The organism is Lutibacter sp. (genome assembly GCF_041596795.1).
GTDB lineage: Bacteria > Bacteroidota > Bacteroidia > Flavobacteriales > Flavobacteriaceae > Lutibacter.
Map to the genome: position 1 here is coordinate 16,533 of NZ_JBFHHX010000011.1, position 22,760 is coordinate 39,292.

The window sequence follows — 22,760 nt, forward strand, 5'->3', positions numbered from 1 at the left end:
TTTATAAATTTTTAATCAATAATATAAAAGAAAGTAATGTTACTGCTGTTGAAAAAGTTTCTAAACCTGTGGTTCCTATTCCCCAAGATTTTTGTTTTAGTGGCGCAACGTAAATAATATCATTAGGTTGAATGTAAAAATTTTCCGATTCAAAAACACTTATTTTGGTAAAATCTAATTGGTATTTTTTAACACCATCTAACGATTTTCTAATAACCATTACTTCTTTCTTATTTCCATATTCTGAAATTTCTCCAGCATTAGCTATAGCATCAATTATACTCACTTGATTTTGCATTAAATTTAAAGTTCCTGGCGAACCTACTTCACCGGTTACAACAAATCGTATTCCGGCTAATTTTACCGTTACAAATACCAATTCAGGATTTTTTAAAAACTTTCCTAATTCTAATTCAATCTTTTCTCTAACCTCTTTTTCTGTATATCCAAGCACATTTAAATCGCCAATATATGGCATTCTAATATTACCGTGCCTATCTATTGTATAACCACTAAAATACAAACCATCTCCTTGTGTTGCAGTACTTGAGCCGTCTGCTCCACTACTTTTAAATAAAGCTACTATATCTGGGTTTTCAGCCTTAATATCTATGTATAAAATATCGTTTACTTGCAAACGATAAGGCTCATTATTTAACTTATAAATATCAGATTTACTAACTGGCTCTCCTTGAAAATAAGTTGTTTGTTTTGTAGATATACAAGAGGTACAAATAGCAATAAAAATAAGGTATAAAAATATTTTTTTCATATAATTAAATGTGGGCAAGGCAAATATAATTTTAAATCGCTTATTAAAATAATTTTTCTATTATTTTCGCACTAAAATAAGAATTCATGTGGTTTAAAATTTCTACATATTTATCTTTTCTTTTAAAATCTACAAATCAGCACGGTGTACATTCTCCGTTTGTTTATAGTTTAGTTACAAAATGCTTTTATAAAAAAACCAATTTTACTAAAATCATATTGTTTAAAGAAATTAAAAAGTTTTTAAAAAACAATCATTCCAAAATTGAAGTTTCAGATTTTGGAAAAGGCTCTAAAGTTTTTAAAAGCAATACCCGAAAAGTGAGCGACATTGCTAAAATTGCCGGTATTTCAACAAAAAAAGCATTACTTTTAATTAGGTTGGTAGAATATTTCAAACCTAAAAACATATTAGAAATAGGGACTTCTGTTGGTTTGGCCAGTTGCGCATTAAGCATTGGAAATCCACAATCAAAAATTAAAACTTTGGAAGGTTGTAAAAATACAGCTCAAATTGCACAGCAAACATTTGAAAAATTCCACTTAAACAACATTCAATTAAACATTGGAGATTTTAACTCAACACTGCCTAAAATTATTGAATACAACAATTTTGATATGGTTTATTTTGATGGAAATCACCAAAAAGAACCTACCTTAAATTATTTTAAGGAATGCTTAAAAACAGCTCACAATAACTCAATTTTTATTTTTGATGATATACATTGGAATAAAGAAATGTTTGAAACCTGGAAAATAATTAAACAACATCCAAAAGTAACTGTAACAATAAATACGTACTTTTGGGGCATTGTTTTTTTTAGAAACGAACAATTAAAACAACATTTTACAATAAGAGTTTAAATTATGAAAATATATACTAAAACTGGAGATAAAGGAGAAACATCATTATTTGGTGGAACAAGAGTTCCAAAATACAACTTACGCATAGAAGCATATGGAACAGTTGATGAGCTAAACTCTTACTTAGGCTTAATTAGAGATCAGAAAATAGACAAACATTCAACTGAAGTATTAATAGCAATACAAAATAAACTATTTACACTAGGTGCAATGTTAGCAACACCTCCAGAAAAAGCACTATTAAAAAGTGGTAAAGAACGCCTAAATATTAACAAGGTAAATACTGAAGCTGTTTTACAATTAGAAAATGAAATGGATAAAATGAATGAAACTATACCACCTATGACGCATTTTGTTTTACCTGGCGGACATACTACCGTGTCATTTTGTCACATTGCAAGATGTATTTGCAGAAAAGCGGAAAGAATTTCTACCCAATTAAGTGCAGAAACTGAAATTGATGAACATATTTTAATTTATTTAAACCGACTATCTGACTACTTATTTGTGCTGGCACGAAAGTTGACTTATGATAATAACGCTCAGGAAATTCAATGGATTCCAGAGAAAATAAAATAAGTTCTTTTTAATAGTGAAAAAAAAGTAAAAAATACTTGGTTTTTTAAGTAAAAAAATTATTTTTGCACAAATTTAATACAACAAAATTATGTATTGGACATTAGAATTAGCATCTTATTTAGCAGATGCGCCTTGGCCAGCAACAAAAGATGAGTTAATAGATTATGCAATTAGAACGGGTGCTCCTCTAGAAGTTGTTGAAAATCTTCAAGAAATTGAAGATGACGATGAAAACTTTGAATCAATTCTCGAAATTTGGCCAGATTATCCATCAGATGAGGATTATCTTTGGAATGAGGATGAATACTAAAAAAAATATTTAAAAACTGAAAAGTCTCTATTGAGGCTTTTTTTTATTTTTTACCCTATAATTTTAAATTGAAATTAAAATATAACCTTAAATTATTTTAACTTCGCTTTGAAATACTAAACACTATTAAACCTAATTAACACAATTGGTATAATAAAAAAATTTGACCTAAAAATGAGTATATTAAATTCAGTTCTAAAACTATTTGTTGGAGATAAAAAAAAGAGTGATCTAAAACTACTACAACCAATAATTACTAATGTTCGTGCCTTTGAAAGCGAAATTTCAAAACTTTCTAATGATGAATTGAGGGCAAAAACTATTTATTTCAAACAAAAAATTGCCGAAGGAACATCCGAATTTACTTCAAAAATAACTGCGCTAAATGAAGAAGCACATGATGCAAATGTTGATAGAAAAGAAGAAATTTACGCCGAAATTGACAGTTTAGAAGATTTACGCTACGAAGCATCCGAAAAAATATTAAAAGAAATAATAGCCGAAGCTTTTGCCGTTGTTAAAGAAACTGCAAAAAGATTTGTTGAAAACGAACAAATTTACGTAACAGCAACTCCTTTTGACAGAGAACTTTCTGCCACAAAAGACAACGTTATTTTAGAAGGAGATAAAGCAATTTGGAAAAACACTTGGGACGCTCAAGGAAAAGCCGTTACCTGGGACATGGTACATTACGATGTTCAGTTAATTGGTGGTGCTGTTTTACATCAAGGTAAAATTGCCGAAATGATGACCGGAGAAGGTAAAACCTTAGTTTCTACTTTACCCGTATATTTAAATGCCTTAACAGGAAGAGGTGTACACGTTGTTACCGTAAACGACTACTTAGCAAAACGTGACGCCGCATGGATGGCTCCAATGTTTGAGTTTCATGGTTTAAGTGTTGATTGTATAGATCATCATCAACCAAATTCAGATGAACGTAGAAAAGCCTATAATGCAGATATTACTTATGGTACAAATAACGAATTTGGTTTCGATTATTTACGTGATAATATGGCACACTCACCAAACGATTTAGTGCAACGCCCACACAACTACGCAATTGTAGATGAGGTGGATTCTGTGTTAATTGATGATGCTCGTACACCATTAATTATTTCAGGTGCTACAGCAAATGCAGATCGTCATGAATTTAACGAACTAAAACCTAGTGTTGATAAAATTGTATCTATTCAACGTAATTATTTAACTGGTGTTTTAGCAGAAGCAAAAAAATTAATTTCGGAAGGAGACACTAAAGAAGGCTCATTTTTATTATACCGTGTTTTTAGAGGATTACCAAAAAGCAAGGCTTTAATAAAATATTTAAGTCAAGAAGGTATTAAGCAATTATTGCAAAAAACGGAAAACTTCTACATGCAGGATAACAACCGTGAAATGCCTAAAATTGATGAAGAATTATATTTTGTTATTGATGAAAAACATAATTCAATTGATTTAACTGATAAAGGAATTTCATTCTTATCTGGTGATGATGGTGATGAAAGCTTTTTTATTTTACCAGATTTAAGTACTGAAATTGGTAAAATTGACCAAGAAAGTAATTCACCTGAAGAGAATACTTCTAAAAAAGAAGAATTATACCGTGAATACAGCATAAAAAGTGAACGTATTCATACAATGAATCAACTATTAAAAGCATATACTTTATTTGAAAAAGATATTGAATATGTAATTATGGATGATAAAATTAAAATTGTTGATGAGCAAACTGGCCGTATTATGGAAGGCAGAAGATATTCTGACGGTTTACATCAAGCAATTGAAGCAAAAGAAAATGTAAAAATTGAAGCTGCAACACAAACCTACGCTACCGTAACTCTTCAAAATTACTTCAGAATGTATCGCAAATTATCTGGTATGACAGGTACAGCAATTACAGAAGCTGGTGAATTTTGGGATATTTATAAGTTAGATGTTGTTGAAATACCTACAAATGTTCCTTTACAACGTTTTGATAGAGAAGATTTGGTATTTAAAACCAAACGTGAAAAATACAATGCCGTAATTGATGAAATTGTAAATTTAGTAAATCAAGGACGTCCTGTTTTAGTTGGTACAACATCGGTTGAAATTTCTGAATTATTAGGAAGAATGCTTGCTATCAGAAAAATAAATCACAACGTATTAAACGCAAAATTACATAAAAAAGAAGCAGATATTGTAGCGCAAGCTGGTAATGCAGGTGTTGTTACAATTGCAACAAATATGGCCGGTCGTGGTACGGATATTAAACTTTCTGAAGCTGTTAAAAAAGCAGGAGGTTTAGCAATTATAGGTACTGAACGTCACGATTCTAGACGTGTTGACCGTCAGTTACGTGGACGTGCAGGTCGTCAAGGAGATCCAGGATCATCGCAATTTTATGTATCTTTAGAAGATAACTTAATGCGTTTATTTGGTTCAGAAAGAATTGCAAAAATGATGGATAGAATGGGATTAGAGGAAGGTGAAGTAATTCAACATTCAATGATTACAAAATCCATTGAACGTGCACAACGTAAAGTAGAAGAAAATAACTTTGGCGTTCGTAAAAGATTACTTGAGTATGATGATGTAATGAACTCTCAACGTGAAGTTGTTTACAAACGTCGTCGTCACGCATTATACGGAGACCGATTACAAGTAGATATTGTAAATATGGTTTATGATACTTGTAGTACTTTAATTCAAGAAAATAAAACTACAAACGATTTTCAAAATTTTGAATTTGAATTAATTCGTTTTTCATCAACAAGTGCTCCTTTTACAGAAGAAGAATTTAAAACATTATCGGCACAAGAATTAACTGATAAATTGTTTGATAAAGTTTATAAACACTACAAAGAAAAATTATCAAGAAGTGCACAAGCTGCATATCCTGTAATTAAAGAAGTGTACGAAAAACAAGGTGATAGATTTGAAAGAATTGTGGTTCCTTTTACTGATGGAACTAAAGAGCTAAAAGTTGTAACCAACCTAAAAGAAGCTTATGAAACTGAAGGAAAAGGTTTAGTAACAGACTTTGAAAAAAATATTACATTAGCTATTATTGATGACACTTGGAAAGATCATTTACGTCAAATGGATGAATTAAAACAATCGGTTCAAAATGCAACTTACGAGCAAAAAGATCCTTTATTAATTTACAAATTTGAATCATTTGAACTGTTTAACGGTATGTTAGATAAAGTAAATAAAGAAGTGTTATCATTCTTATTTAAAGGAAGTTTACCTTCTCAAGATTCTAATCAGGTATATCAAGCAAGAGAGCATAAACGCGAAAAGGTAAAATTGAGTAAGGAAGAATATCAAAGTCCTACAGAAGCAGCTCAAACAAATCAACCACAGCAGCCACAAGTTGTTGAAACAATTGTACGTACAGAACGAAAAATTGGAAGAAACGAACAGGTGACCATTAAAAATATAATGACCGGTGAAAATAAATTAGTTAAATACAAACAAGCCATTCCTTTAATTCAAAAAGGAGATTGGGTAGTTGTTGAAGACTAACTTTTATATAAAAAAAACCTCAAATTAAAAATTTGAGGTTTTTTTTTGAAATCACATAGCTGAATTCTAAACTATTAACTATCTTATAACTGTTAATATAAAATTCATAACCATGAAATATAACGTAAAAATACATACTGTAAAAACGGTTGATGAGATTGAAGGAGTATGGACCAACACAGATTATAAAAATTTATTAGAAAAATTTGACTATCCAGATGCTAAATCTATAACAGATAACGAATTAAAGGAATATTTATTTATGGCAATTACGGATTTTGAACCTAATGAAGCCGCTGCTATTTTATTAACCTATAAATTAAGTAACGTATTAAATGAAGGCCAAATAGACTCACTTTCTCATGAAATGCTATTAGATAAAATCTCTGAGGAATATCCAAATATTTTTTTACACGCTACACTTTTTGATATCAATCAACTTTTATATAAGGCTTATAACGGAACGTTCCCAAATGCAAAAGCTACTATAATTGAATTTGAATTAACTCCATTAGATGAATCTAAAGATATAGAAATTACCAAAGAAATTGTTGTAAAATGTTTGGTGATAGGCTTTTCTCCAAGTAATTTAATAAACCGATTGTTTACAGAACAACTCGAATCTGAAACACCATTTACCGATGCCGAAGGGATTCTTTGGTATTTAACAAATGAAAATAATACTTTTAAATTAACAACTTCAGAATATTGGATAGCGAAAGAAGATGTTATTAACGGTGATTTTGAAGCAGAAATAATTTTTTCTACTGAAGAAGATGAAACAGAATAAAATTGTATAAAAATAAGCCTTTAACGAAACCAAAATTGTAGTAAATAAAAAAAAATCGAGGATAACAATCCTCGATTTTTTTTTATTTTAATTCTCCTTCATAAAGAAATATCTAAATTTCCAACTTTTTATCGTATGGAATAGTTTTTAATATGTGATTAATAGCAGCAACTCTGGCAAAAGTTTTCTTATTAGCTCTAATAACTTTCCAAGGTAAACCTCCAAGTTCTGTATTTTCAAACATTTTAGATTTATAGTCTGTATATGTATCCCAAAGCTCTTGCGCTCTTTCATCAACAGGTGTCATTTTCCAATGCTTTAAAGGATCGTTTTTAATATCTTCAAATCTTTTAGCTTGTTCTTTTTTAGAAATTGACATGTAAATTTTTACCAAACGAATACCAGATTCGGTAATCATTCTTTCAAAATCATTTACTTGTTTCATAAAAATTTCATATTCTTCGTGAGTACAAAAACCATTTACAGGTTCTACTACTGCCCTATTATACCAGCTTCTATCAAAAAATATTATTTCACCTGCTTTTGGAAATTGATTTACATAACGCTGAAAATACCATTGGGTTTGTTCATCTTCCGTTGGTTTAGGTAAGGCTATAATTCTTAAATGACGCGGATTCATACGTTCCGTTGCTCGTCTAATTGCACCACCTTTTCCTGCAGCATCTCTTCCTTCAAAAATTATAATTACACGTTCATTTTCATTAATTGCCCATGTTTGCAAACGAATTAACTCTATTTGCAATTTTTTTAATTTTTTCTCATATTTTACATACCTAACAGCCCTTTCTAAATTAAAAGGTTCATTAGATAATATTGCTTTCAATCCTTTATTAGTATTAAGAATTTCAACATCTTCTTCCGTTAGTTTAAACTTCTCCATTTTAATCAATTTGTTTGGTTGAACGAAAATATCTTGATACTATATTTGGATCTGGTAATAATGTAGTTAACGCTTCACTTTTTCCATCGTAATTAAATAAAGATAGTACGTGACGAATACTTTCTAATCGTGCTGTTTTTTTATTGTTTGCTCTTACAATAATCCACGGACTATAACTAGTATGCGTTTTACTAAACATTAACTCTTTGTAGTGCCTATATTTATCCCAAAGTTCTTGTCCTTTTCTATCAACTGGACTAAATTTCCAACGTTTTAATGGTGTAGAAATCCGTTCATTAAATCTAGCTAGTTGTTCTCCTTTTGAAATTGAAAACCAAAATTTAATAATTACCACTCCATCTTCATACAGCATATGTTCAAATTCTGGAACCTGCACCATAAAATTATCATACTGGTGTTCATTACAAAAGCCCATAACCGGCTCTACAACCGCTCTATTATACCAACTTCTATCAAAAAAAACAATTTCACCAGAATTTGGCAATTCCTTTATATATCGTCTAAAATACCACTGTCCACGTTCAACTTTAGTTGGTTTTGTTAAGGCCACAACACGCATTGCTCTTGGGTTTAAATGCTCTGTAAACCTTCTAATATTTCCACCTTTTCCTGCGGCATCTCTACCTTCAAAAATAATAGCAACTCGTTTATTATTTTTAACAACCCACTTTTGAAACTTAACTAATTCTATTTGAAGTTTTTTTAAATCTTCTTCATAAAATATTTTAGCATTTACTTTTTCTAGCGATATATTTTTTTTCTCAATGATTTTGAGCAGTTCTTTATTTGATGATACACTTTCAAAATCTTCAATTGTTAACTTAGGATTTTCTTCCATAAATATTATTCCTTTTCAAGGGTTACACATTCCGTTGGGTTATTAGAAATTTGTAATTTCGCATCAGATGGCGAAATATATGGAATTCCTAAACCAAGCCCGCGCAAAATAAATAATATTCCAATAATTACAACAAATACAGGAATAGCTTTTTGAATTTTTTTGCGAACCGTTAAATTAACAAAATTTCCTAATAATATTGCTGCTGTCATTAAAGGAATTGTTCCTAAACCAAACAAAAACATATACAAACCTCCATTTAATGCATTACCTGTTGAAATAGAACCTATTAAAGCCATATAAACAAGCCCGCAAGGTAAAAATCCATTAAAAAAACCTATTAAAAAGAGTGATTTATTCGATTTTTTGTTCAAATAAAGCCCTAATTGTTGCTTAATTTTTCCAATAATTCGATAAAGTGGCTTTGAAAAATTAAATTTATTGAATATTGATACCGGAATTATAACAATTACTATCATTAAAATACCTACCAATATGGACAAACGTTGCTGAAATCCCGCCAAATATAATCCCTTACCAATAGAGCCAAAAAGTATTCCAATAATTGAATAACTTATTAGTCTACCAAAATGATATAAAAACGTTTGAAAACTTAATTTTAATTTAGATGACCTATCTACAGGTAAAACAAACGCAATTGGTCCGCACATACCAATGCAGTGAAAACTACCAGCCAATCCTAAAATTAGTGCAGTCCAAAGCATATTAATAAATTAATTTTTCTTTATATAAATAGATATTTCCATTAACAATCCATTCTATTTTTACATCCCAACGCCCATCAACCAACATTTCATCTTCAATTAAATAGTTATTTGATGTAAGTTTAATAGGAACACTAAAATCTATTTTTTCATTAGAAAGTCTAATAAAAGATATTAAACCAGAAATTTCTGATGGTTTAAACTCACTTGGAAAGGTAATGGTTAGTCCTAAAGAATCTTTACTTATTTTAATATTCTCCTTTAAGGCAATTCCTTTATTTTCTTCGTTTATCTCTTTTTGATAATTTAACTCATCTTTATAATACTCTTCAGATACTAAATGATGATCATATTCTGGCAAAAACATTACCTTGTATACAAATGACAAAATGAAAATCATAAATGCAACTAATGCTAATACAATTCCTGTTGGCCAACTTATTTTTATCTTCATTTAATTAATTTTTAATGGTCCTGTAAAATTAGTTGACGTAGTTTCAATTAATTTACCTTTTGAATAAATTCCTATTTTTAGTTTCTCTTTGGACGAATTTAGGTCTTTTTTATCAATTTCAATAAATAATGTACCTTCTTTTAATCCTTGTTTTGCAACATTCATATGCCCACCAATCATTAAAATTTCTCCTTTATGTGAAATTAATTTAATCTCAACATCATCAATATTTTCTGTAGTTTTATTAATTAATTTAACGGTATATACATTTTTAATAGACGTTTCCGTTGATTGAAATGTTTGTCCTGGTAATCTTAAAATTGTTGCCTCAACATCATTTCTTAAAAACAATAAGGTGATTAAAACTCCAACTAATATTGTTAGTATTACTGAATATGCTATTAAACGTGCATTAAACTTAAATTTTTCTTTTTTCTTAATATCATTTTCAGATGCATAACGTATTAGCCCTTTTTCAAAACCAGATTTATCCATTATTTCATCACAAGCATCTATACAAGCGGTACAATTTATACATTCTAACTGCGTACCATTTCTAATATCTATACCGGTTGGGCAAACTTGTACACACTGTTTACAATCTATACAATCGCCATGTCCTAATTCATCTCTATTTTCATCTTTTCTTAGTTTTTTTCTTCCATTATCTCCTTCTCCTCTCACAAAATCATATGCTACGTTTATAGATTTATTGTCTAACAAAACACCTTGCAATCTACCATAAGGACAAACAATAATACAAACCTGTTCTCTAAACCAGGCAAATACAAAATAAAAAACTGCTGTAAATGCCAATAATTTTAACAACATTCCAATATGAGCCATTGGCCCCTCTAATATGTAGGCAATAACTTCATCAGATCCAATTATATATGCTAAAAACACATTCGCAATTATAAAGGAAATAAAAAAGAATGCAATCCACTTAGTAACTCTTTTTCTAATTTTTTCTGCATCCCAAGCTTGTTTTTCAAGTTTTATTTGTTTGTTTCTATCTCCTTCAATTAGGTATTCTATTTTTCTAAAAACCATTTCCATAAAAATAGTTTGAGGACACATCCATCCACAAAATATTCTTCCAAAAATTACTGTAAATAAAATTATAAAAACAACACTTACTAGTAAAGAAATTACCAATAAATGAAAATCTTGTGGCCAAAATGGAAATCCGAAAATATGGAATTTCCGTTCTAAAACATTAAATAATAAAAATTGATTTCCTTTTACTTTTATAAAAGGTGCCGCCAATAAAAAAGCTAGTAAAAACCAGCTAACGAGAGTTCTGTAATTATATAGTTTTCCTTTTGGCTTTTTTGGAAAGATAAATTTTCTTTTTCCACTTTCATCTATTGTCCCAATAGAATCTCTAAATTTTTCTTTTACTTGTTCTTCCATATTTTAATAGAAAAAGGCTTCATTTTAATTTTATTCACTGTTCAAATTTATAGCTAATTACTTAACTTAACAGAAACAAATGTGACAAAAATTAAAATGAAGCCCTATAGATTATAATTACAAAAAATTATTTTAAATCTAGTTAATTTATGCTTATTCTTCAGGCCATGTGATATCGCCTTCAGGTGCTTTTGGTGCAGCTGGTTGTGTACCTTGCATAGATATAATATAACTAGCTAATTGAATTCTCTCATCTCTACTAATAGTACTTTCCCAAGCAACCATTCCTTTTCCTGGTCTACCTCCTTTGGAAATTGTATTAAAAATACTTTTAACATCTCCACCTAATATCCATTTATTATCGGTTAAATTTGGACCTATGCTACCTCCTAAATCATTTAAATGACAGGCAAAACAAGTTTTGGATGTAAACAATTCTTTACCTTTTGCAATACTTTCTTCATCGGTTAAGGCAACTATATTGGAATCGTCAAATAACTGAGGGTTTGCTGCTTTGTACGCTTCTACATCAGCTTTACCTTGTTCAACTGCTGCTTCGTATTCTTTTGCTTGACTATATTCTTCTGAATTGTAAAAAACTTGAATATAGTAAAATATACTAATAGCAATTGTTATATAAAAACCTGCTAGCCACCAAGGAGGAAGTACGTTATCTAATTCCTTTATACCATCATAATCGTGGTCAAGCATAATGTCTTCTTCTGTTCCTAAGTCGTGTGCTTTGGTCATAGATTTCATAAACCTTTTCCAAGCAGATATATTTTCTGAATTTTTATTCATGAGTAAGTTCTTTATTATTATCGTTATCTAAAGGTAATTGACTTATTTCATCAATATTTCGTTTTGGTAATTTATATACAAAAACAATCATTGTTACAAAAACTGTAAAAAACAGTACTAATGATATTATAGGGTATATTTCTACCCCATCAATTCCATCAAAATTATGTTTTATAAATTTTAACATATATTATTTCTTTAATGCTGTGTTATTAGCTTTAATATCAGTACCCAAACGTTGTAAATATGCAATTAAGGCAACAATTTCTTTGTTTTGAATATTGCTTGAACCATAATTTTTAACAAATTCTGGATCTTGTCTTAAATTTTCTTCTACTTGTTTGGCTTGTGCTAACAATTCTTGTTTTGCACCAGTTATTCTTTCTATAGTATAAGGCACGCCTAAAGATACTAATCCTTCCATTTTACTTTCTAAATTAGAAGCATTCATATCGTTTTTAATTAACCAAGAGTAACGTGGCATTATAGAGCCTGGAGATGTTGAACGTGGATCCATCATATGGTTAAAATGCCAGTTATCATTATATTTGCCACCAACTCTATGTACGTCTGGACCTGTTCTTCGAGATCCCCATAAGAAAGGAAAATCGTACACAAATTCACCAGCTTTGGAATATTCTCCATAGCGCTCCACTTCTGAACGGAAAGGACGAATCATTTGAGAGTGACAGTTATTACATCCTTCTCTAATATAAATATCTCTTCCTTCTAATTCTAAAGGTGTATAAGGTTTTATACTTTCAATAGTTGGAATATTAGATTTTACCAAAATTAATGGAACAATTTCAACTAAACCTCCAATTAAAATGGCTACGGTAGTTAAAATTGTAAATAATACCGTTTTTCTTTCTAACCAAGTATGAAATCCTTCACCAGCAATACGTTGTCCGCTAATTTTTTTCAATGGAGCTGCTTCTGCTAATTCATCTTCAACAGTTGATCCTGCTTTGGCAGTTTTAATTACGTTAATTGCTAATAAAATAAAACCTGTTAAATACAATGTTCCTCCAATTGCACGCATTCCATACATAGGAATTACTTGAGTAACAGTTTCTAAAAAGTTACCATAAACTAAAGTTCCATCAGGGTTAAATTGTTTCCACATAAAAGCTTGGGTAAACCCAGCAACATATAACGGAATTGCATAAAACAAAATACCTAAAGTACCCAACCAAAAGTGCGTATTCGCTAATTTTTTAGAATATAACGGTGTTTTCCATAATTTTTCTGCTAACCAATACACAACACCAGCAATCATAAATCCGTTCCAAGCTAAAGCTCCAATATGAACGTGACCAACAATCCAGTCTGTATAATGTCCAATAGCATTTAAGTTTTTAAATGATAACATTGGTCCTTCAAAAGTTGCCATACCATAACCTGTAATTGCAACAACAAAGAATTTTAACACTGGGTTTTCACGAACTTTATCCCAAGCTCCACGAAGGGTTAATAAACCATTAATCATACCTCCCCAAGATGGGAAAATTAGCATAATTGAAAATACGGTTCCTAAATTTTGTGCCCATTCTGGAAGTGCTGTATATAATAAATGGTGAGGACCAGCCCAAATGTATAAGAAAATTAATGTCCAAAAGTGAATAATAGATAATCTATAAGAATATACAGGTCTGTTAGCTACTTTAGGAACAAAATAATACATTAAACCAAGTACCGGTGTTGTTAAGAAAAATGCTACTGCATTATGTCCGTACCACCATTGTACCAATGCATCTTGCACACCAGAATACACTGAATAACTTTTAAATGCCGATACTGGCATTTCTAAATTGTTAAATATATATAAAACAGCAATAGTTATAAACGTGGCAATATAAAACCAAATAGCAACATATATATGGCGTTGTCTTCGTTTTAAAATGGTACCAATTAAGTTAATTCCAAAAACCACCCAAATTAAAGTTACAACAATATCAATTGGCCACTCTAACTCAGCATATTCTTTAGATGAAGTTAAACCTAACGGCAATGTAATTGCAGCTGCAACAATTATTGCCTGCCAACCCCAAAAATGAATTCTACTTAAAACATCATTAAACATTCTTGCTTTTAACAACCTTTGAGTAGAATAATAAATTCCTAAAAAAATTCCGTTACCTACAAAAGCAAAAATAACTGCATTGGTATGCAATGGACGTAAACGACCAAAACTTAGCCAAGAAATAGCATTATCTGCTCCTGCAAATTCTAATAGTCCTGGGAAAACAAAAAGTAGCGCTACTAAAAGCCCTACTAACATTCCTACAACTCCCCAAAGAATTGTAGCCCAAAGGAACATTTTTACGATTTTATTATCATAATAAAACTGTTCTTTTTCCATACTTATTTGATTAATTAATTATTTAGTTATTATTTAGTTAATTCTGATTTATTTTCTTCGACTTCGATTTTATCTTTGTCATTTTTGGTAACTAATTCATCATCAAACAGCATACGAACAGAGGGCGTATATGTATCTTCATATTGCCCAGATTTTACTGATCTAATAAATATAATGAAAAAAAAGATGGCTACAACAATGCTAACGCCTATTGTAATATAAACGACTTCCATTTTTAGTTATTAGTTTTTACTGATTTTTGCTACAAAAATAATTTTTTAGTTGACAAAATGTATGATAAATATCATATTTGAAAACTTATGTTACCTAAATTACATTCTTTCGCGAAACCCAATTTGTTAAAATAGTTACAAAAACAACAATACTTATTGAACTTAACGGCATTAAAATGGCCGCCACAACTGGTGTAAGTTGCCCAGTTAAGGCAAAATACATTCCAATTAAATTATACAACAGTGAAATTACAAAACTTGTTTTAATAATCTTCATAGTTTTATTAGATAATATTAAAAACTTTGGAAATTTATTAAAAAGTTTAGCGTCTAAAATGGCATCACAAGCTGGCGAAAATACATTTACATCTTCAGAAATAGCAATTCCAACATCACTTTGTGCCAAAGCTCCTGCGTCATTTAAACCATCACCAACCATTAGTACCTTTTCTCCATTTTGTTGTAATTTTTTAATAAAGTTTAATTTATCTTCTGGCTTTTGATTGAACTGAAATTGTGTGTTTTTTGGCAAAAAATCTTCTAAGAAAGCTTTTTCGCCCTCATTATCTCCCGATAAAATTACCAATTTGTAATTGTCTTTTAGAGTTTCAAATACTTCTTTTAACCCTTCTCTGTAGCTATTTTGAAATATAAAGTTTCCTTTTACCTCATTATTAATTTTAACATAAATAGCAGTTTCATTTAAAATATTTGAGTTAACACCAATAAAGTTAGCGGAGCCCAATTGAACTGTTACATTATTTAAAGATGCATTAATTCCCTTGCCTAAAACTTCTTCAAAGGTTGTTAATTTTTCGGAAAACGGCTTCTTTTTAATAAATTCATACAAACTTCTGCTTAGTGGATGATTGGAGGCTCTTAAAACAGTTTTTATTATTTTAAGTTCATCTTTTGTTAAATCTGTGCCAACATATTTTATTTGTGTTTTATGGCTGGTTGTAATAGTTCCTGTTTTATCAAAAATAATAGTGGTGATTTTTGAAATTTTCTCCAACGTTTCAGCATTTTTTAAATAAAATTTCTTGTAACCAAATATGCGTAACATATTTCCTATAGCAAAAGGAGCTGATAATGCTAAAGCACAAGGACAAGCTATAATTAAAACAGCTGTAACTACATTAAATGCCATAGATGGATTTATAAAATACCAAACTATTCCAGCTATAAAAGCAATAGATAATATGGCTATTGTAAAATATTTACTAATTGTATCTGTGAGGTTTTTAATAGTAAAATCTACTGGTTTATTAAATACATCGTTACTCCATAATTGGGTTAAATAACTCTGTGAAATGGTATTTATTACTTCCATTTCAATGGCGCCTTGTGTTTGTTTTCCTCCAGCAAATAATTTATCGCCGCTTTGCTTTACTGTTGGAACAGATTCTCCTGTTACAAAACTGTAATTTATTGCTGCATTTCCGTTAATTAAAATTCCATCAACCGGAATTAATTCTTCATTTCTAATTAAAAGTCTATCGCCTTTTTTAATATCATTTACTGGAATATTTTTCTCTACACCATTAACAATTTTTGTAACTGCAATGGGAAAATAGGATTTATAATCACGCTCAAAAGATAAAAAGTTATATGTTTTTTGTTGAAAAAATTTACCCAATAACAAAAAGAAAATTAATCCTGCCAAGCTATCAAAAAAACCTGTTCCAATGTCTAGTACTATTTCAACAGTACTTCTAATAAACAATACCGAAATTCCTAAAGCAATAGGCACATCTATATTTAAAATTTTATGTTTTAAACCTTTATATGCCGAAATAAAATAACCTTTACCTGAATAAAATACAACAGGAATAACCATAACAAACATTAACCACCTAAATAAATACTTATATTTTTCCAGCCAAAATTCATCAACTTCAAAATATTCTGGAAAAGATAATAGCATAATATTTCCAAAGGCAAAAGCTGCAATTGAAACTTGATAAATTAATGTTTTATCTACTTTATGTAATTTTTTATTATCATCTTCTAAACTTATGTAGGGTTCATAGCCAATAGAAGTAATTAATTCTGCCAAATCTTTCAACTGACTTAAGTCATTTTTAAAAGTAATTCGCAAAGTTTTATTTGGAAAATTTACCATTGAAGTAATAACACCTTTGTTTAATTTGGATAAATTTTCCAACACCCAAATACATGAACTACAATGTATACTTGGAATATAAAATTCAACAACAGATATGGTTCCATCATTAAATTCTAATAATTTTTCAATTATATCTTGGTTCTCTAAATAATTAAATTTCCCTTTAATCTCTTTCGGAATAGTCCCAGGAGAACTCTGTAGGTCATAGTAACAGGTTAATTCATTTGCATTTAAAATTTCATAAACAGTTTTACAACCATTACAACAAAAGTTCTTTTCATCAAAAATAATCGGTTTTTTACCACAATCTGCTCCGCAATGGTAGCACTCTTTTGAAATCATACTTAATTTTTACGCTTGTAAAGCTATCGTTTCATCAAATTTTAGCTATGACAAATATCATAATTTGTAACTGATAATTATCATTTTTTTTATTAAATTTGTATTATATTACGCCACATTTTAAATTTAATAATAATATGTCGAACTGCAGACAATGCATAATTAAACGTTTTAACGCTTTAAAGACATTAACCCAAGAAGAATTAGAAAAATTTTCTGATCATAAAACTACTTTGGTTATAAAAAAAGGTGAAAATTTATTAACAGAAGGAATGGCTATAAACGGCCTTTATTGCATTAGGGATGGAAAGGGGAAAATGACAAAATTAAATACGAATGGAAAAGAACAGATAATTAAATTTATTAAAGGTGGAGATATTTTAGGTCATAGATCTATTTTAAGTGAAGAATTAGTTGGATTAAATGCAATTGCTTTAGAAGATATGCATGTTTGTTTTATTCCAAAAGGTGATATTTTAGATGCTATTAAAGAAAACTCTAATTTTTCATTAGATTTAATGCGTAATATTTCTCAACAATTAAATGATGCTAACACCTCTATTTCCCAAATGGCTCAAAAACCAGTTAAAGATAGATTGGCTGAAACCTTAATTTATTTAGAAGAAATTTTTGGCGTTGATAACGAAGCTTGTATTGATGTTATTTTAACAAGAGAAGAAATTGCCAATACCATTGGAACCGCAACTGAATCTGCAATTAGATTATTGTCTAATTTAAAAAAAGATGGTGTTATTGATTTAATTGGAAAGAAAATTAAAATTATAAATAAGAATTCATTAAAAAATATTTCTGAAGGATATTAATTAACAGAATCTTTAAAAATAAAAAAGCCTTTTTGAAATTCATCAAAAAGGCTTTTTTATTTTATAACTACTAAGTTTTACATCATTGAAGCTGCAATTCTTTTGTAAATTCCTTTTTCAAGTTTTTCTCTAATAGCTGAAAAAGATTCTATCGTTTCTTTAACATCATCTAAAGTATGCGCAGCCGTTGGAATTAATCTTAAAATAATTAATCCTTTTGGAATTACAGGATACACCACAATAGAACAGAAAATTGCATAGTTTTCACGTAAATCGTTTACCATTGCCATTGCTTCTGGAATATCACCTTCTAAAAACACTGGAGTAACACAAGTGTTTGTTTTTCCAATATTAAAGCCATTATCTTTTAATCCATTTTGTAACGCATCAACATTTTCCCAAAGTTTTGCTTTCAATTCTGGCATTGTACGTAACATATCTAAACGTTTTAATGCTCCTTTAACCATTGCCATTGGTAATGATTTTGCAAACATTTGTGAACGCATATTGTATTGTAAATACTGAATAATATCTTTATCTGCAGCAAAAAACGCTCCAATACCTGCCATAGATTTTGCAAAAGTTGCAAAATACACATCAATTCCATCTTGTACACCTTGCTCAAAACCTGCTCCTCTTCCACCTTCTCCTAAGGTTCCAAAACCGTGTGCATCATCAACTAAAAATCTAAAGCTGTATTTTTCTTTTAAAGCAACAATTTCTTTTAATTTACCTTGCTCACCACGCATTCCAAAAACACCTTCAGAAATAACTAAAATTCCTCCACCTGTTTCTTCTGCAATTTTTGTGGCACGTTGTAAGTTTTTTTCTAAACTTTCAATATCATTATGTTGGTACGTAAAACGTTTACCGTGGTGTAATCTAACACCATCAATAATACAAGCATGAGAGTCTATATCATAAACAATTACATCATGTTTTGTTACCAAAGCATCAATGGCAGAAACCATTCCTTGGTATCCAAAGTTTACTAAATAAGCTGCTTCTTTACCAACAAATTCAGCACATTCTTTTTCTAATTGCTCATGATAAACAGTATGACCAGACATCATTCTAGCACCCATTGGGTAAGCCATTCCGTATTCTGCTGCGGCCTCGGCATCTGCCTTTCGCACATCAGGATGATTTGCCAAACCTAGGTAATCATTAATACTCCAAGTAATAACATTTTTACCATTAAATTTCATTCTGTTTGAAATTTCACCTTCAAGTTTAGGAAATACATAATAACCTTCAGCTTGCTTTGCCCATTTTCCTAATGGACCTTTATCTTTTACGATTCTTTCAAATAAATCTTTCATTGTATATTATTTCTGTCTAAAATGTACTAAACATCTCGCATTTTTACAATTGCAAAGTACGTGATTTTTTTTGTGGTTTTCAAATGTTAATTTTAGATAAAAAAAGGTTAGAAAAAATATTCTAACCCTCTTAAATTTTTTGCATTTTATTTTATTTTATAAACTCTACTTTTTCTTGAGCAATTGTTTTTGAATCGAAAAATCCTTGCTCTTTCATCCAATCATCACTATATATTTTTTCCATATAACGAGAACCGTGATCAGGTAAAATAAGTACAACTTTTGAATTTTCATCAAAATATCCTTTTTCTCCATATTGTAAAGCTGCTTGTACAATTGCACCACTTGTATAACCGGTAAACAAACCTTCTGTTATGGCTAATTCTCTAGCGCGATGTGCAGCATCTTCGTCTGAAACTTTTTCAAAAACATCAATTACTTCAAAGTTTGTTGCTGTTGGAATTAAGTTTTTACCTAGCCCTTCAATTCTATATGGATAAATTTCATTTTTATCAAATTCACCAGTTTCATGAAATTTCTTTAAAATTGATCCGTAAGCATCAACACCTAATACTTTAATATTTGGATTTTGTTCTTTCAAATATTTTGCAACTCCAGAAATAGTTCCACCTGTTCCACTTGCAGCAATTAAGTGTGTAATTTCTCCATTTGTTTGTTCCCAAATTTCTGGTCCGGTTGAATTATAATGCGCATCGGCATTTAACTGATTGAAATATTGATTGATATATACCGAGTTTGCTGTTTCTTCGTGCAATCTTTTTGCTACTTGATAATATGAGCGAGGATCATCTGCACTTACATGTGCTGGACAAACATATACCTTTGCTCCCATTGATTTTAGCATATTAATTTTTCCTTCGGAAGCTTTTGAACTGACTGCTAAGATACATTTATAACCTTTAATTATACTTACTAAAGCAATACTAAAACCTGTATTACCACTGGTAGTTTCAATTATGGTACTTCCTTTTTTTAGTAAACCTTGTCTTTCGCCTTCTTCAATAATATGCAAAGCAATTCTATCTTTCATACTATGCCCAGGATTAAATCCTTCGTATTTAGCATAAAAATTTCCAGAAAGGTTATTGGTGATTTTGTTTAATCTAATTAAAGGAGTATTACCTATAAGGTCTAAAATATTGTTACTTATACCTTTATTTTTTGTCATTTTTAATAGTTTAATTCAGATATAATATTTTTCAAAAATGAAATTAGAATAATAATCTATAACGTGCAAATTTAATATTTTTTTTTAATTTATCGTTTTTCCTTCTAAATCAATAATAAATGAATAATCTCTAGCTACTTCTTTTAAGGAATCAAAACGCCCAGAGGCTCCACTATGTCCTGCTTCCATGTTTGTATGCATAACTAAAATATTATTATCTGTTTTTAACTCTCTTAATTTTGCTACCCATTTGGCTGGTTCAAAATACTGCACTTGAGAGTCATGAAGACCAGTTGTAACTAACATATTAGGGTAATTTTGTTTCGTTACATTATCATATGGTGAATAAGATTTCATATAATTATAGTAAACTTCTTCGTTTGGATTGCCCCATTCGTCGTATTCACCTGTTGTTAATGGAATACTATCATCTAACATTGTTGTTACCACATCAACAAAAGGAACTGCAGCAATAATTCCATTAAAAAGTCCTGGTTTTATATTAATTATAGCGCCCATTAATAATCCACCAGCGGAACCTCCGTAGGCGTATAAATGTTTTGCCGATGTAATTTTATTATCTTCTAAATATTGAGCACAATCTATAAAATCGGTAAAAGTGTTCATTTTCTTCAATAATTTTCCATCTTCATACCAATTTCTACCCAAATATTCGCTTCCTCTAACATGTGCTATGGCAAAAATAAAACCTCTATCTAATAAACTTAAACGCGTTGAGCTAAATCCTGCATCTATAGTATGACCGTAAGATCCATAACCATATAATAATAAAGGTGTATTTTCTGAGAATTTTGTATTTATATGGTGTACTAATGAAATAGCTACTTTTGTTCCGTCTTGTGCAGTTGCCCAAAGTCGTTCACTTTTGTAGTTTTTCTTATCAAATTTTCCTCCTAAAACTTCGTGCTCTTTTATTATTTTTTTTGACTTTGATTCTACATCAAAATCTATAACTGAGCTTGGCGTTGTCATAGAGTTATAACCGTATCTAATAATAGTTGTATCAAATTCAGGGTTAAAATATACGCCTGCCGAATAGGTTTCTTCTTCAAAAGGCAAATAATAATCTTCCGATTGATCCCATTTTATAATGCGAATATTTGTTAAACCGTTCTCACGTTCTTCAACTACTAAAAAGTCTTTAAAAATTGAGATATCTTCTAATAAAACATCTGCCCTATGTGGAATAACATCTACCCAATTTTCTTTTTCGGTTTTATCTTCAGGTGTTTTTACCAATTTAAAATTAGTTGCATTATCTTTATTTGTAAGAATATAAAAATCCGACTCGTAATGTGCAATGCTATATTCTAAATCGCGCTCTCTAGACTGAATAATTTTAAATTCGCCATTAGGATTGTTAGCGTCTAAAACACGATATTCTGTAGAAACTGTGCTATAAGAGCCAATTACTATGTATTTTTCCGATTTTGTTTTATAAACAAAAGTGTTAAATGTTTCATCAGCTTCAAAAAACACTTCAACATCTTCAGAAACATCTGTTCCTAAAACATGTTTAAATATTTTTTCACTTCGTAAGGTTTTTGGGTTGTTTTTAGTATAAAAAACTGTTTTATTATCGTTTGCCCAAGTTCCTCCTCCTGTGGTATTTTTAATTTTTTCAGAAAATAACGCGCCTGTTTCTAAATTTTTAAACTGTAATTTATATTCTCTATTTCCTTTAGTATCTATACCAAAAGATACTATTTTATTATTTGGACTAACAGACATTCCTGCTAATTTGTAGTAAGAATGCTTTTTTGCCATTTGATTTACATCAAACAAAATTTCTTCTGCTGCCTCTAACGTTTCCTTTTTACGCGTATAAATAGGATATTGCTTTCCTAATTGGAACTTGGTAATATAATGGTAGTTGTTCTTTTTATAAGGAACAGATTCATCATCTTCTTTTATTCTGGCTTTCATTTCTTCAAATAAAGATGACTGAAATTTTGTGGTATGCGCTGTTACTTGATTATAGTATTCATTTTCTTCATTTAAATAATCAATAACTTTTGGATTTTCCTTATCATTCAACCAATAATAATTATCAATTCTTACATCACCATGAATTTCTAATTTCTTTTCAATTTTTGCTGCTTTGGGTGCTTTTATCATTTTATCCAATTTCAATATTTTATTTTCAATAGTCTGCAAAAATACTATATTTGCTTTGTATCAACTGTTAAAAATGTAACAAAATGTTTGGAGACTTATCTGGAATGATGGCAAAACTAAAAGAAGCTCAGCAAAAAATTGAGGCCACAAAATTACGATTAAACACTATTTTAATTGATGGTGAAGCTGGCAATGGAATGGTAAAAGTTACAGTTACTGCTAACAGAGCTGTTAAAAA

General features: G+C 29.8%; 21 protein-coding genes. 7 read left to right on the forward strand and 14 right to left on the reverse strand.

Translation table 11 applies throughout. The features are described from left to right. Window position 1: 1 nt before the first annotated feature. The gene (locus ABY298_RS02655; RefSeq protein WP_372744447.1) at window positions 2–772 is read right to left on the reverse strand and encodes a polysaccharide biosynthesis/export family protein; all 771 of its coding nucleotides are present in this window, start codon (window positions 770–772) and stop codon (window positions 2–4) included. An 86-nt stretch (window positions 773–858) separates the two neighbouring features. On the opposite strand from ABY298_RS02655, the gene ABY298_RS02660 reads away from it, so the two are divergent. The 5 genes from ABY298_RS02660 (at window position 859) to ABY298_RS02680 (ending at window position 6,827) form a co-directional block, all read left to right on the forward strand. Further along, window positions 859–1,635 (forward strand): O-methyltransferase, encoded by a 777-nt coding sequence (locus tag ABY298_RS02660; RefSeq protein WP_372744448.1) that lies wholly within the window; start codon window positions 859–861, stop codon window positions 1,633–1,635. A 3-nt stretch (window positions 1,636–1,638) separates the two neighbouring features. Further along, entirely contained in the window at window positions 1,639–2,214 is a 576-nt protein-coding gene (locus tag ABY298_RS02665; RefSeq protein ID WP_372744449.1) for a cob(I)yrinic acid a,c-diamide adenosyltransferase, read from the forward strand. Between the two features lie 88 nt (window positions 2,215–2,302). Next, window positions 2,303–2,524, forward strand: a complete 222-nt coding sequence (locus ABY298_RS02670; protein ID WP_372744450.1) for a DUF2795 domain-containing protein — start codon at window positions 2,303–2,305, stop codon at window positions 2,522–2,524. A gap of 174 nt (window positions 2,525–2,698) precedes the next feature. Then, window positions 2,699–6,037 carry a preprotein translocase subunit SecA gene (gene secA, locus ABY298_RS02675; RefSeq protein ID WP_372744451.1) on the forward strand — a complete coding sequence of 1,113 codons (3,339 nt, stop codon included), beginning with the start codon at window positions 2,699–2,701 and terminating at the stop codon, window positions 6,035–6,037. A 112-nt stretch (window positions 6,038–6,149) separates the two neighbouring features. After that, window positions 6,150–6,827 (forward strand): hypothetical protein, encoded by a 678-nt coding sequence (locus ABY298_RS02680; RefSeq protein WP_372744452.1) that lies wholly within the window; start codon window positions 6,150–6,152, stop codon window positions 6,825–6,827. A 112-nt stretch (window positions 6,828–6,939) separates the two neighbouring features. Here ABY298_RS02680 and ppk2 (ABY298_RS02685) read toward each other — a convergent pair whose 3' ends face one another. The 10 genes from ppk2 (ABY298_RS02685) to ABY298_RS02730 all read right to left on the reverse strand — a co-directional run bounded on the left by ppk2 (ABY298_RS02685) (window position 6,940) and on the right by ABY298_RS02730 (window position 17,048). Then, window positions 6,940–7,728: a polyphosphate kinase 2 gene (gene ppk2 / locus ABY298_RS02685; protein ID WP_372744453.1), complete on the reverse strand. Its 789-nt coding sequence runs from the start codon at window positions 7,726–7,728 to the stop codon at window positions 6,940–6,942. Between the two features lies 1 nt (window position 7,729). Continuing rightward, window positions 7,730–8,587, reverse strand: coding sequence for a polyphosphate kinase 2 (gene ppk2, locus ABY298_RS02690; RefSeq protein WP_372744454.1), 858 nt, complete (start codon window positions 8,585–8,587; stop codon window positions 7,730–7,732). Between the two features lie 5 nt (window positions 8,588–8,592). Continuing rightward, window positions 8,593–9,312 (reverse strand): sulfite exporter TauE/SafE family protein, encoded by a 720-nt coding sequence (locus ABY298_RS02695; RefSeq protein ID WP_372744455.1) that lies wholly within the window; start codon window positions 9,310–9,312, stop codon window positions 8,593–8,595. Between the two features lies 1 nt (window position 9,313). Further along, window positions 9,314–9,766 carry a FixH family protein gene (locus tag ABY298_RS02700; RefSeq protein ID WP_372744456.1) on the reverse strand — a complete coding sequence of 151 codons (453 nt, stop codon included), beginning with the start codon at window positions 9,764–9,766 and terminating at the stop codon, window positions 9,314–9,316. Continuing rightward, complete coding sequence (ccoG, locus tag ABY298_RS02705; protein ID WP_372744457.1) at window positions 9,767–11,182, reverse strand: cytochrome c oxidase accessory protein CcoG; 1,416 nt, start codon at window positions 11,180–11,182, stop codon at window positions 9,767–9,769. A 153-nt stretch (window positions 11,183–11,335) separates the two neighbouring features. Next, window positions 11,336–11,983, reverse strand: coding sequence for a cbb3-type cytochrome c oxidase N-terminal domain-containing protein (locus tag ABY298_RS02710; protein WP_372744458.1), 648 nt, complete (start codon window positions 11,981–11,983; stop codon window positions 11,336–11,338). Next, window positions 11,976–12,170, reverse strand: coding sequence for a CcoQ/FixQ family Cbb3-type cytochrome c oxidase assembly chaperone (locus ABY298_RS02715; RefSeq protein WP_372744459.1), 195 nt, complete (start codon window positions 12,168–12,170; stop codon window positions 11,976–11,978). Before ABY298_RS02715 ends, ABY298_RS02710 begins: the two co-directional genes overlap by 8 nt. Window positions 12,171–12,173: 3 nt before the next feature. Continuing rightward, window positions 12,174–14,345 (reverse strand): cytochrome-c oxidase, cbb3-type subunit I, encoded by a 2,172-nt coding sequence (gene ccoN, locus ABY298_RS02720; protein WP_372744460.1) that lies wholly within the window; start codon window positions 14,343–14,345, stop codon window positions 12,174–12,176. Between the two features lie 29 nt (window positions 14,346–14,374). Then, window positions 14,375–14,578: a cbb3-type cytochrome oxidase assembly protein CcoS gene (ccoS, locus tag ABY298_RS02725; RefSeq protein ID WP_372744461.1), complete on the reverse strand. Its 204-nt coding sequence runs from the start codon at window positions 14,576–14,578 to the stop codon at window positions 14,375–14,377. Window positions 14,579–14,672: 94 nt separating this feature from the next. After that, on the reverse strand, window positions 14,673–17,048 hold the full coding sequence (locus ABY298_RS02730) for a heavy metal translocating P-type ATPase (protein WP_372744462.1): 2,376 nt from the start codon (window positions 17,046–17,048) through the stop codon (window positions 14,673–14,675). A 137-nt stretch (window positions 17,049–17,185) separates the two neighbouring features. Here ABY298_RS02730 and ABY298_RS02735 point away from each other — a divergent pair, with 137 nt between their 5' ends. After that, a complete protein-coding gene (locus tag ABY298_RS02735; RefSeq protein WP_372744463.1) occupies window positions 17,186–17,872 on the forward strand; it encodes a Crp/Fnr family transcriptional regulator in 687 nt (228 codons plus the stop codon). Window positions 17,873–17,949: 77 nt separating this feature from the next. Here the strand turns inward: ABY298_RS02735 and ABY298_RS02740 are convergent, their stop codons facing one another. The 3 genes from ABY298_RS02740 to ABY298_RS02750 form a co-directional block, all read right to left on the reverse strand. Continuing rightward, window positions 17,950–19,194 carry an aminotransferase class I/II-fold pyridoxal phosphate-dependent enzyme gene (locus tag ABY298_RS02740; protein WP_372744464.1) on the reverse strand — a complete coding sequence of 415 codons (1,245 nt, stop codon included), beginning with the start codon at window positions 19,192–19,194 and terminating at the stop codon, window positions 17,950–17,952. A 151-nt stretch (window positions 19,195–19,345) separates the two neighbouring features. Beyond that, window positions 19,346–20,383: a PLP-dependent cysteine synthase family protein gene (locus ABY298_RS02745; protein WP_372744465.1), complete on the reverse strand. Its 1,038-nt coding sequence runs from the start codon at window positions 20,381–20,383 to the stop codon at window positions 19,346–19,348. A gap of 84 nt (window positions 20,384–20,467) precedes the next feature. Continuing rightward, window positions 20,468–22,522, reverse strand: a complete 2,055-nt coding sequence (locus ABY298_RS02750) for a S9 family peptidase (protein WP_372744466.1) — start codon at window positions 22,520–22,522, stop codon at window positions 20,468–20,470. Between the two features lie 107 nt (window positions 22,523–22,629). On the opposite strand from ABY298_RS02750, the gene ABY298_RS02755 reads away from it, so the two are divergent. Continuing rightward, window positions 22,630–22,760, forward strand: a 131-nt coding sequence (locus ABY298_RS02755) for a YbaB/EbfC family nucleoid-associated protein (RefSeq protein WP_372744467.1), incomplete at its 3' end; no start/stop codon positions are given.

What these genes read in the sequence shown, in the direction of transcription:
- ABY298_RS02655 (WP_372744447.1), bottom strand. Translation starts at nt 772, where the DNA reads ATGAAAAAAATATTTTTATACCTTATTTTTATTGCTATTTGTACCTCT.
- ABY298_RS02660 (WP_372744448.1), top strand. Translation starts at nt 859, where the DNA reads ATGTGGTTTAAAATTTCTACATATTTATCTTTTCTTTTAAAATCTACA.
- ABY298_RS02665 (WP_372744449.1), top strand. Translation starts at nt 1,639, where the DNA reads ATGAAAATATATACTAAAACTGGAGATAAAGGAGAAACATCATTATTT.
- ABY298_RS02670 (WP_372744450.1), top strand. Translation starts at nt 2,303, where the DNA reads ATGTATTGGACATTAGAATTAGCATCTTATTTAGCAGATGCGCCTTGG.
- secA (WP_372744451.1), top strand. Translation starts at nt 2,699, where the DNA reads ATGAGTATATTAAATTCAGTTCTAAAACTATTTGTTGGAGATAAAAAA.
- ABY298_RS02680 (WP_372744452.1), top strand. Translation starts at nt 6,150, where the DNA reads ATGAAATATAACGTAAAAATACATACTGTAAAAACGGTTGATGAGATT.
- ppk2 (WP_372744453.1), bottom strand. Translation starts at nt 7,728, where the DNA reads ATGGAGAAGTTTAAACTAACGGAAGAAGATGTTGAAATTCTTAATACT.
- ppk2 (WP_372744454.1), bottom strand. Translation starts at nt 8,587, where the DNA reads ATGGAAGAAAATCCTAAGTTAACAATTGAAGATTTTGAAAGTGTATCA.
- ABY298_RS02695 (WP_372744455.1), bottom strand. Translation starts at nt 9,312, where the DNA reads ATGCTTTGGACTGCACTAATTTTAGGATTGGCTGGTAGTTTTCACTGC.
- ABY298_RS02700 (WP_372744456.1), bottom strand. Translation starts at nt 9,766, where the DNA reads ATGAAGATAAAAATAAGTTGGCCAACAGGAATTGTATTAGCATTAGTT.
- ccoG (WP_372744457.1), bottom strand. Translation starts at nt 11,182, where the DNA reads ATGGAAGAACAAGTAAAAGAAAAATTTAGAGATTCTATTGGGACAATA.
- ABY298_RS02710 (WP_372744458.1), bottom strand. Translation starts at nt 11,983, where the DNA reads ATGAATAAAAATTCAGAAAATATATCTGCTTGGAAAAGGTTTATGAAA.
- ABY298_RS02715 (WP_372744459.1), bottom strand. Translation starts at nt 12,170, where the DNA reads ATGTTAAAATTTATAAAACATAATTTTGATGGAATTGATGGGGTAGAA.
- ccoN (WP_372744460.1), bottom strand. Translation starts at nt 14,345, where the DNA reads ATGGAAAAAGAACAGTTTTATTATGATAATAAAATCGTAAAAATGTTC.
- ccoS (WP_372744461.1), bottom strand. Translation starts at nt 14,578, where the DNA reads ATGGAAGTCGTTTATATTACAATAGGCGTTAGCATTGTTGTAGCCATC.
- ABY298_RS02730 (WP_372744462.1), bottom strand. Translation starts at nt 17,048, where the DNA reads ATGATTTCAAAAGAGTGCTACCATTGCGGAGCAGATTGTGGTAAAAAA.
- ABY298_RS02735 (WP_372744463.1), top strand. Translation starts at nt 17,186, where the DNA reads ATGTCGAACTGCAGACAATGCATAATTAAACGTTTTAACGCTTTAAAG.
- ABY298_RS02740 (WP_372744464.1), bottom strand. Translation starts at nt 19,194, where the DNA reads ATGAAAGATTTATTTGAAAGAATCGTAAAAGATAAAGGTCCATTAGGA.
- ABY298_RS02745 (WP_372744465.1), bottom strand. Translation starts at nt 20,383, where the DNA reads ATGACAAAAAATAAAGGTATAAGTAACAATATTTTAGACCTTATAGGT.
- ABY298_RS02750 (WP_372744466.1), bottom strand. Translation starts at nt 22,522, where the DNA reads ATGATAAAAGCACCCAAAGCAGCAAAAATTGAAAAGAAATTAGAAATT.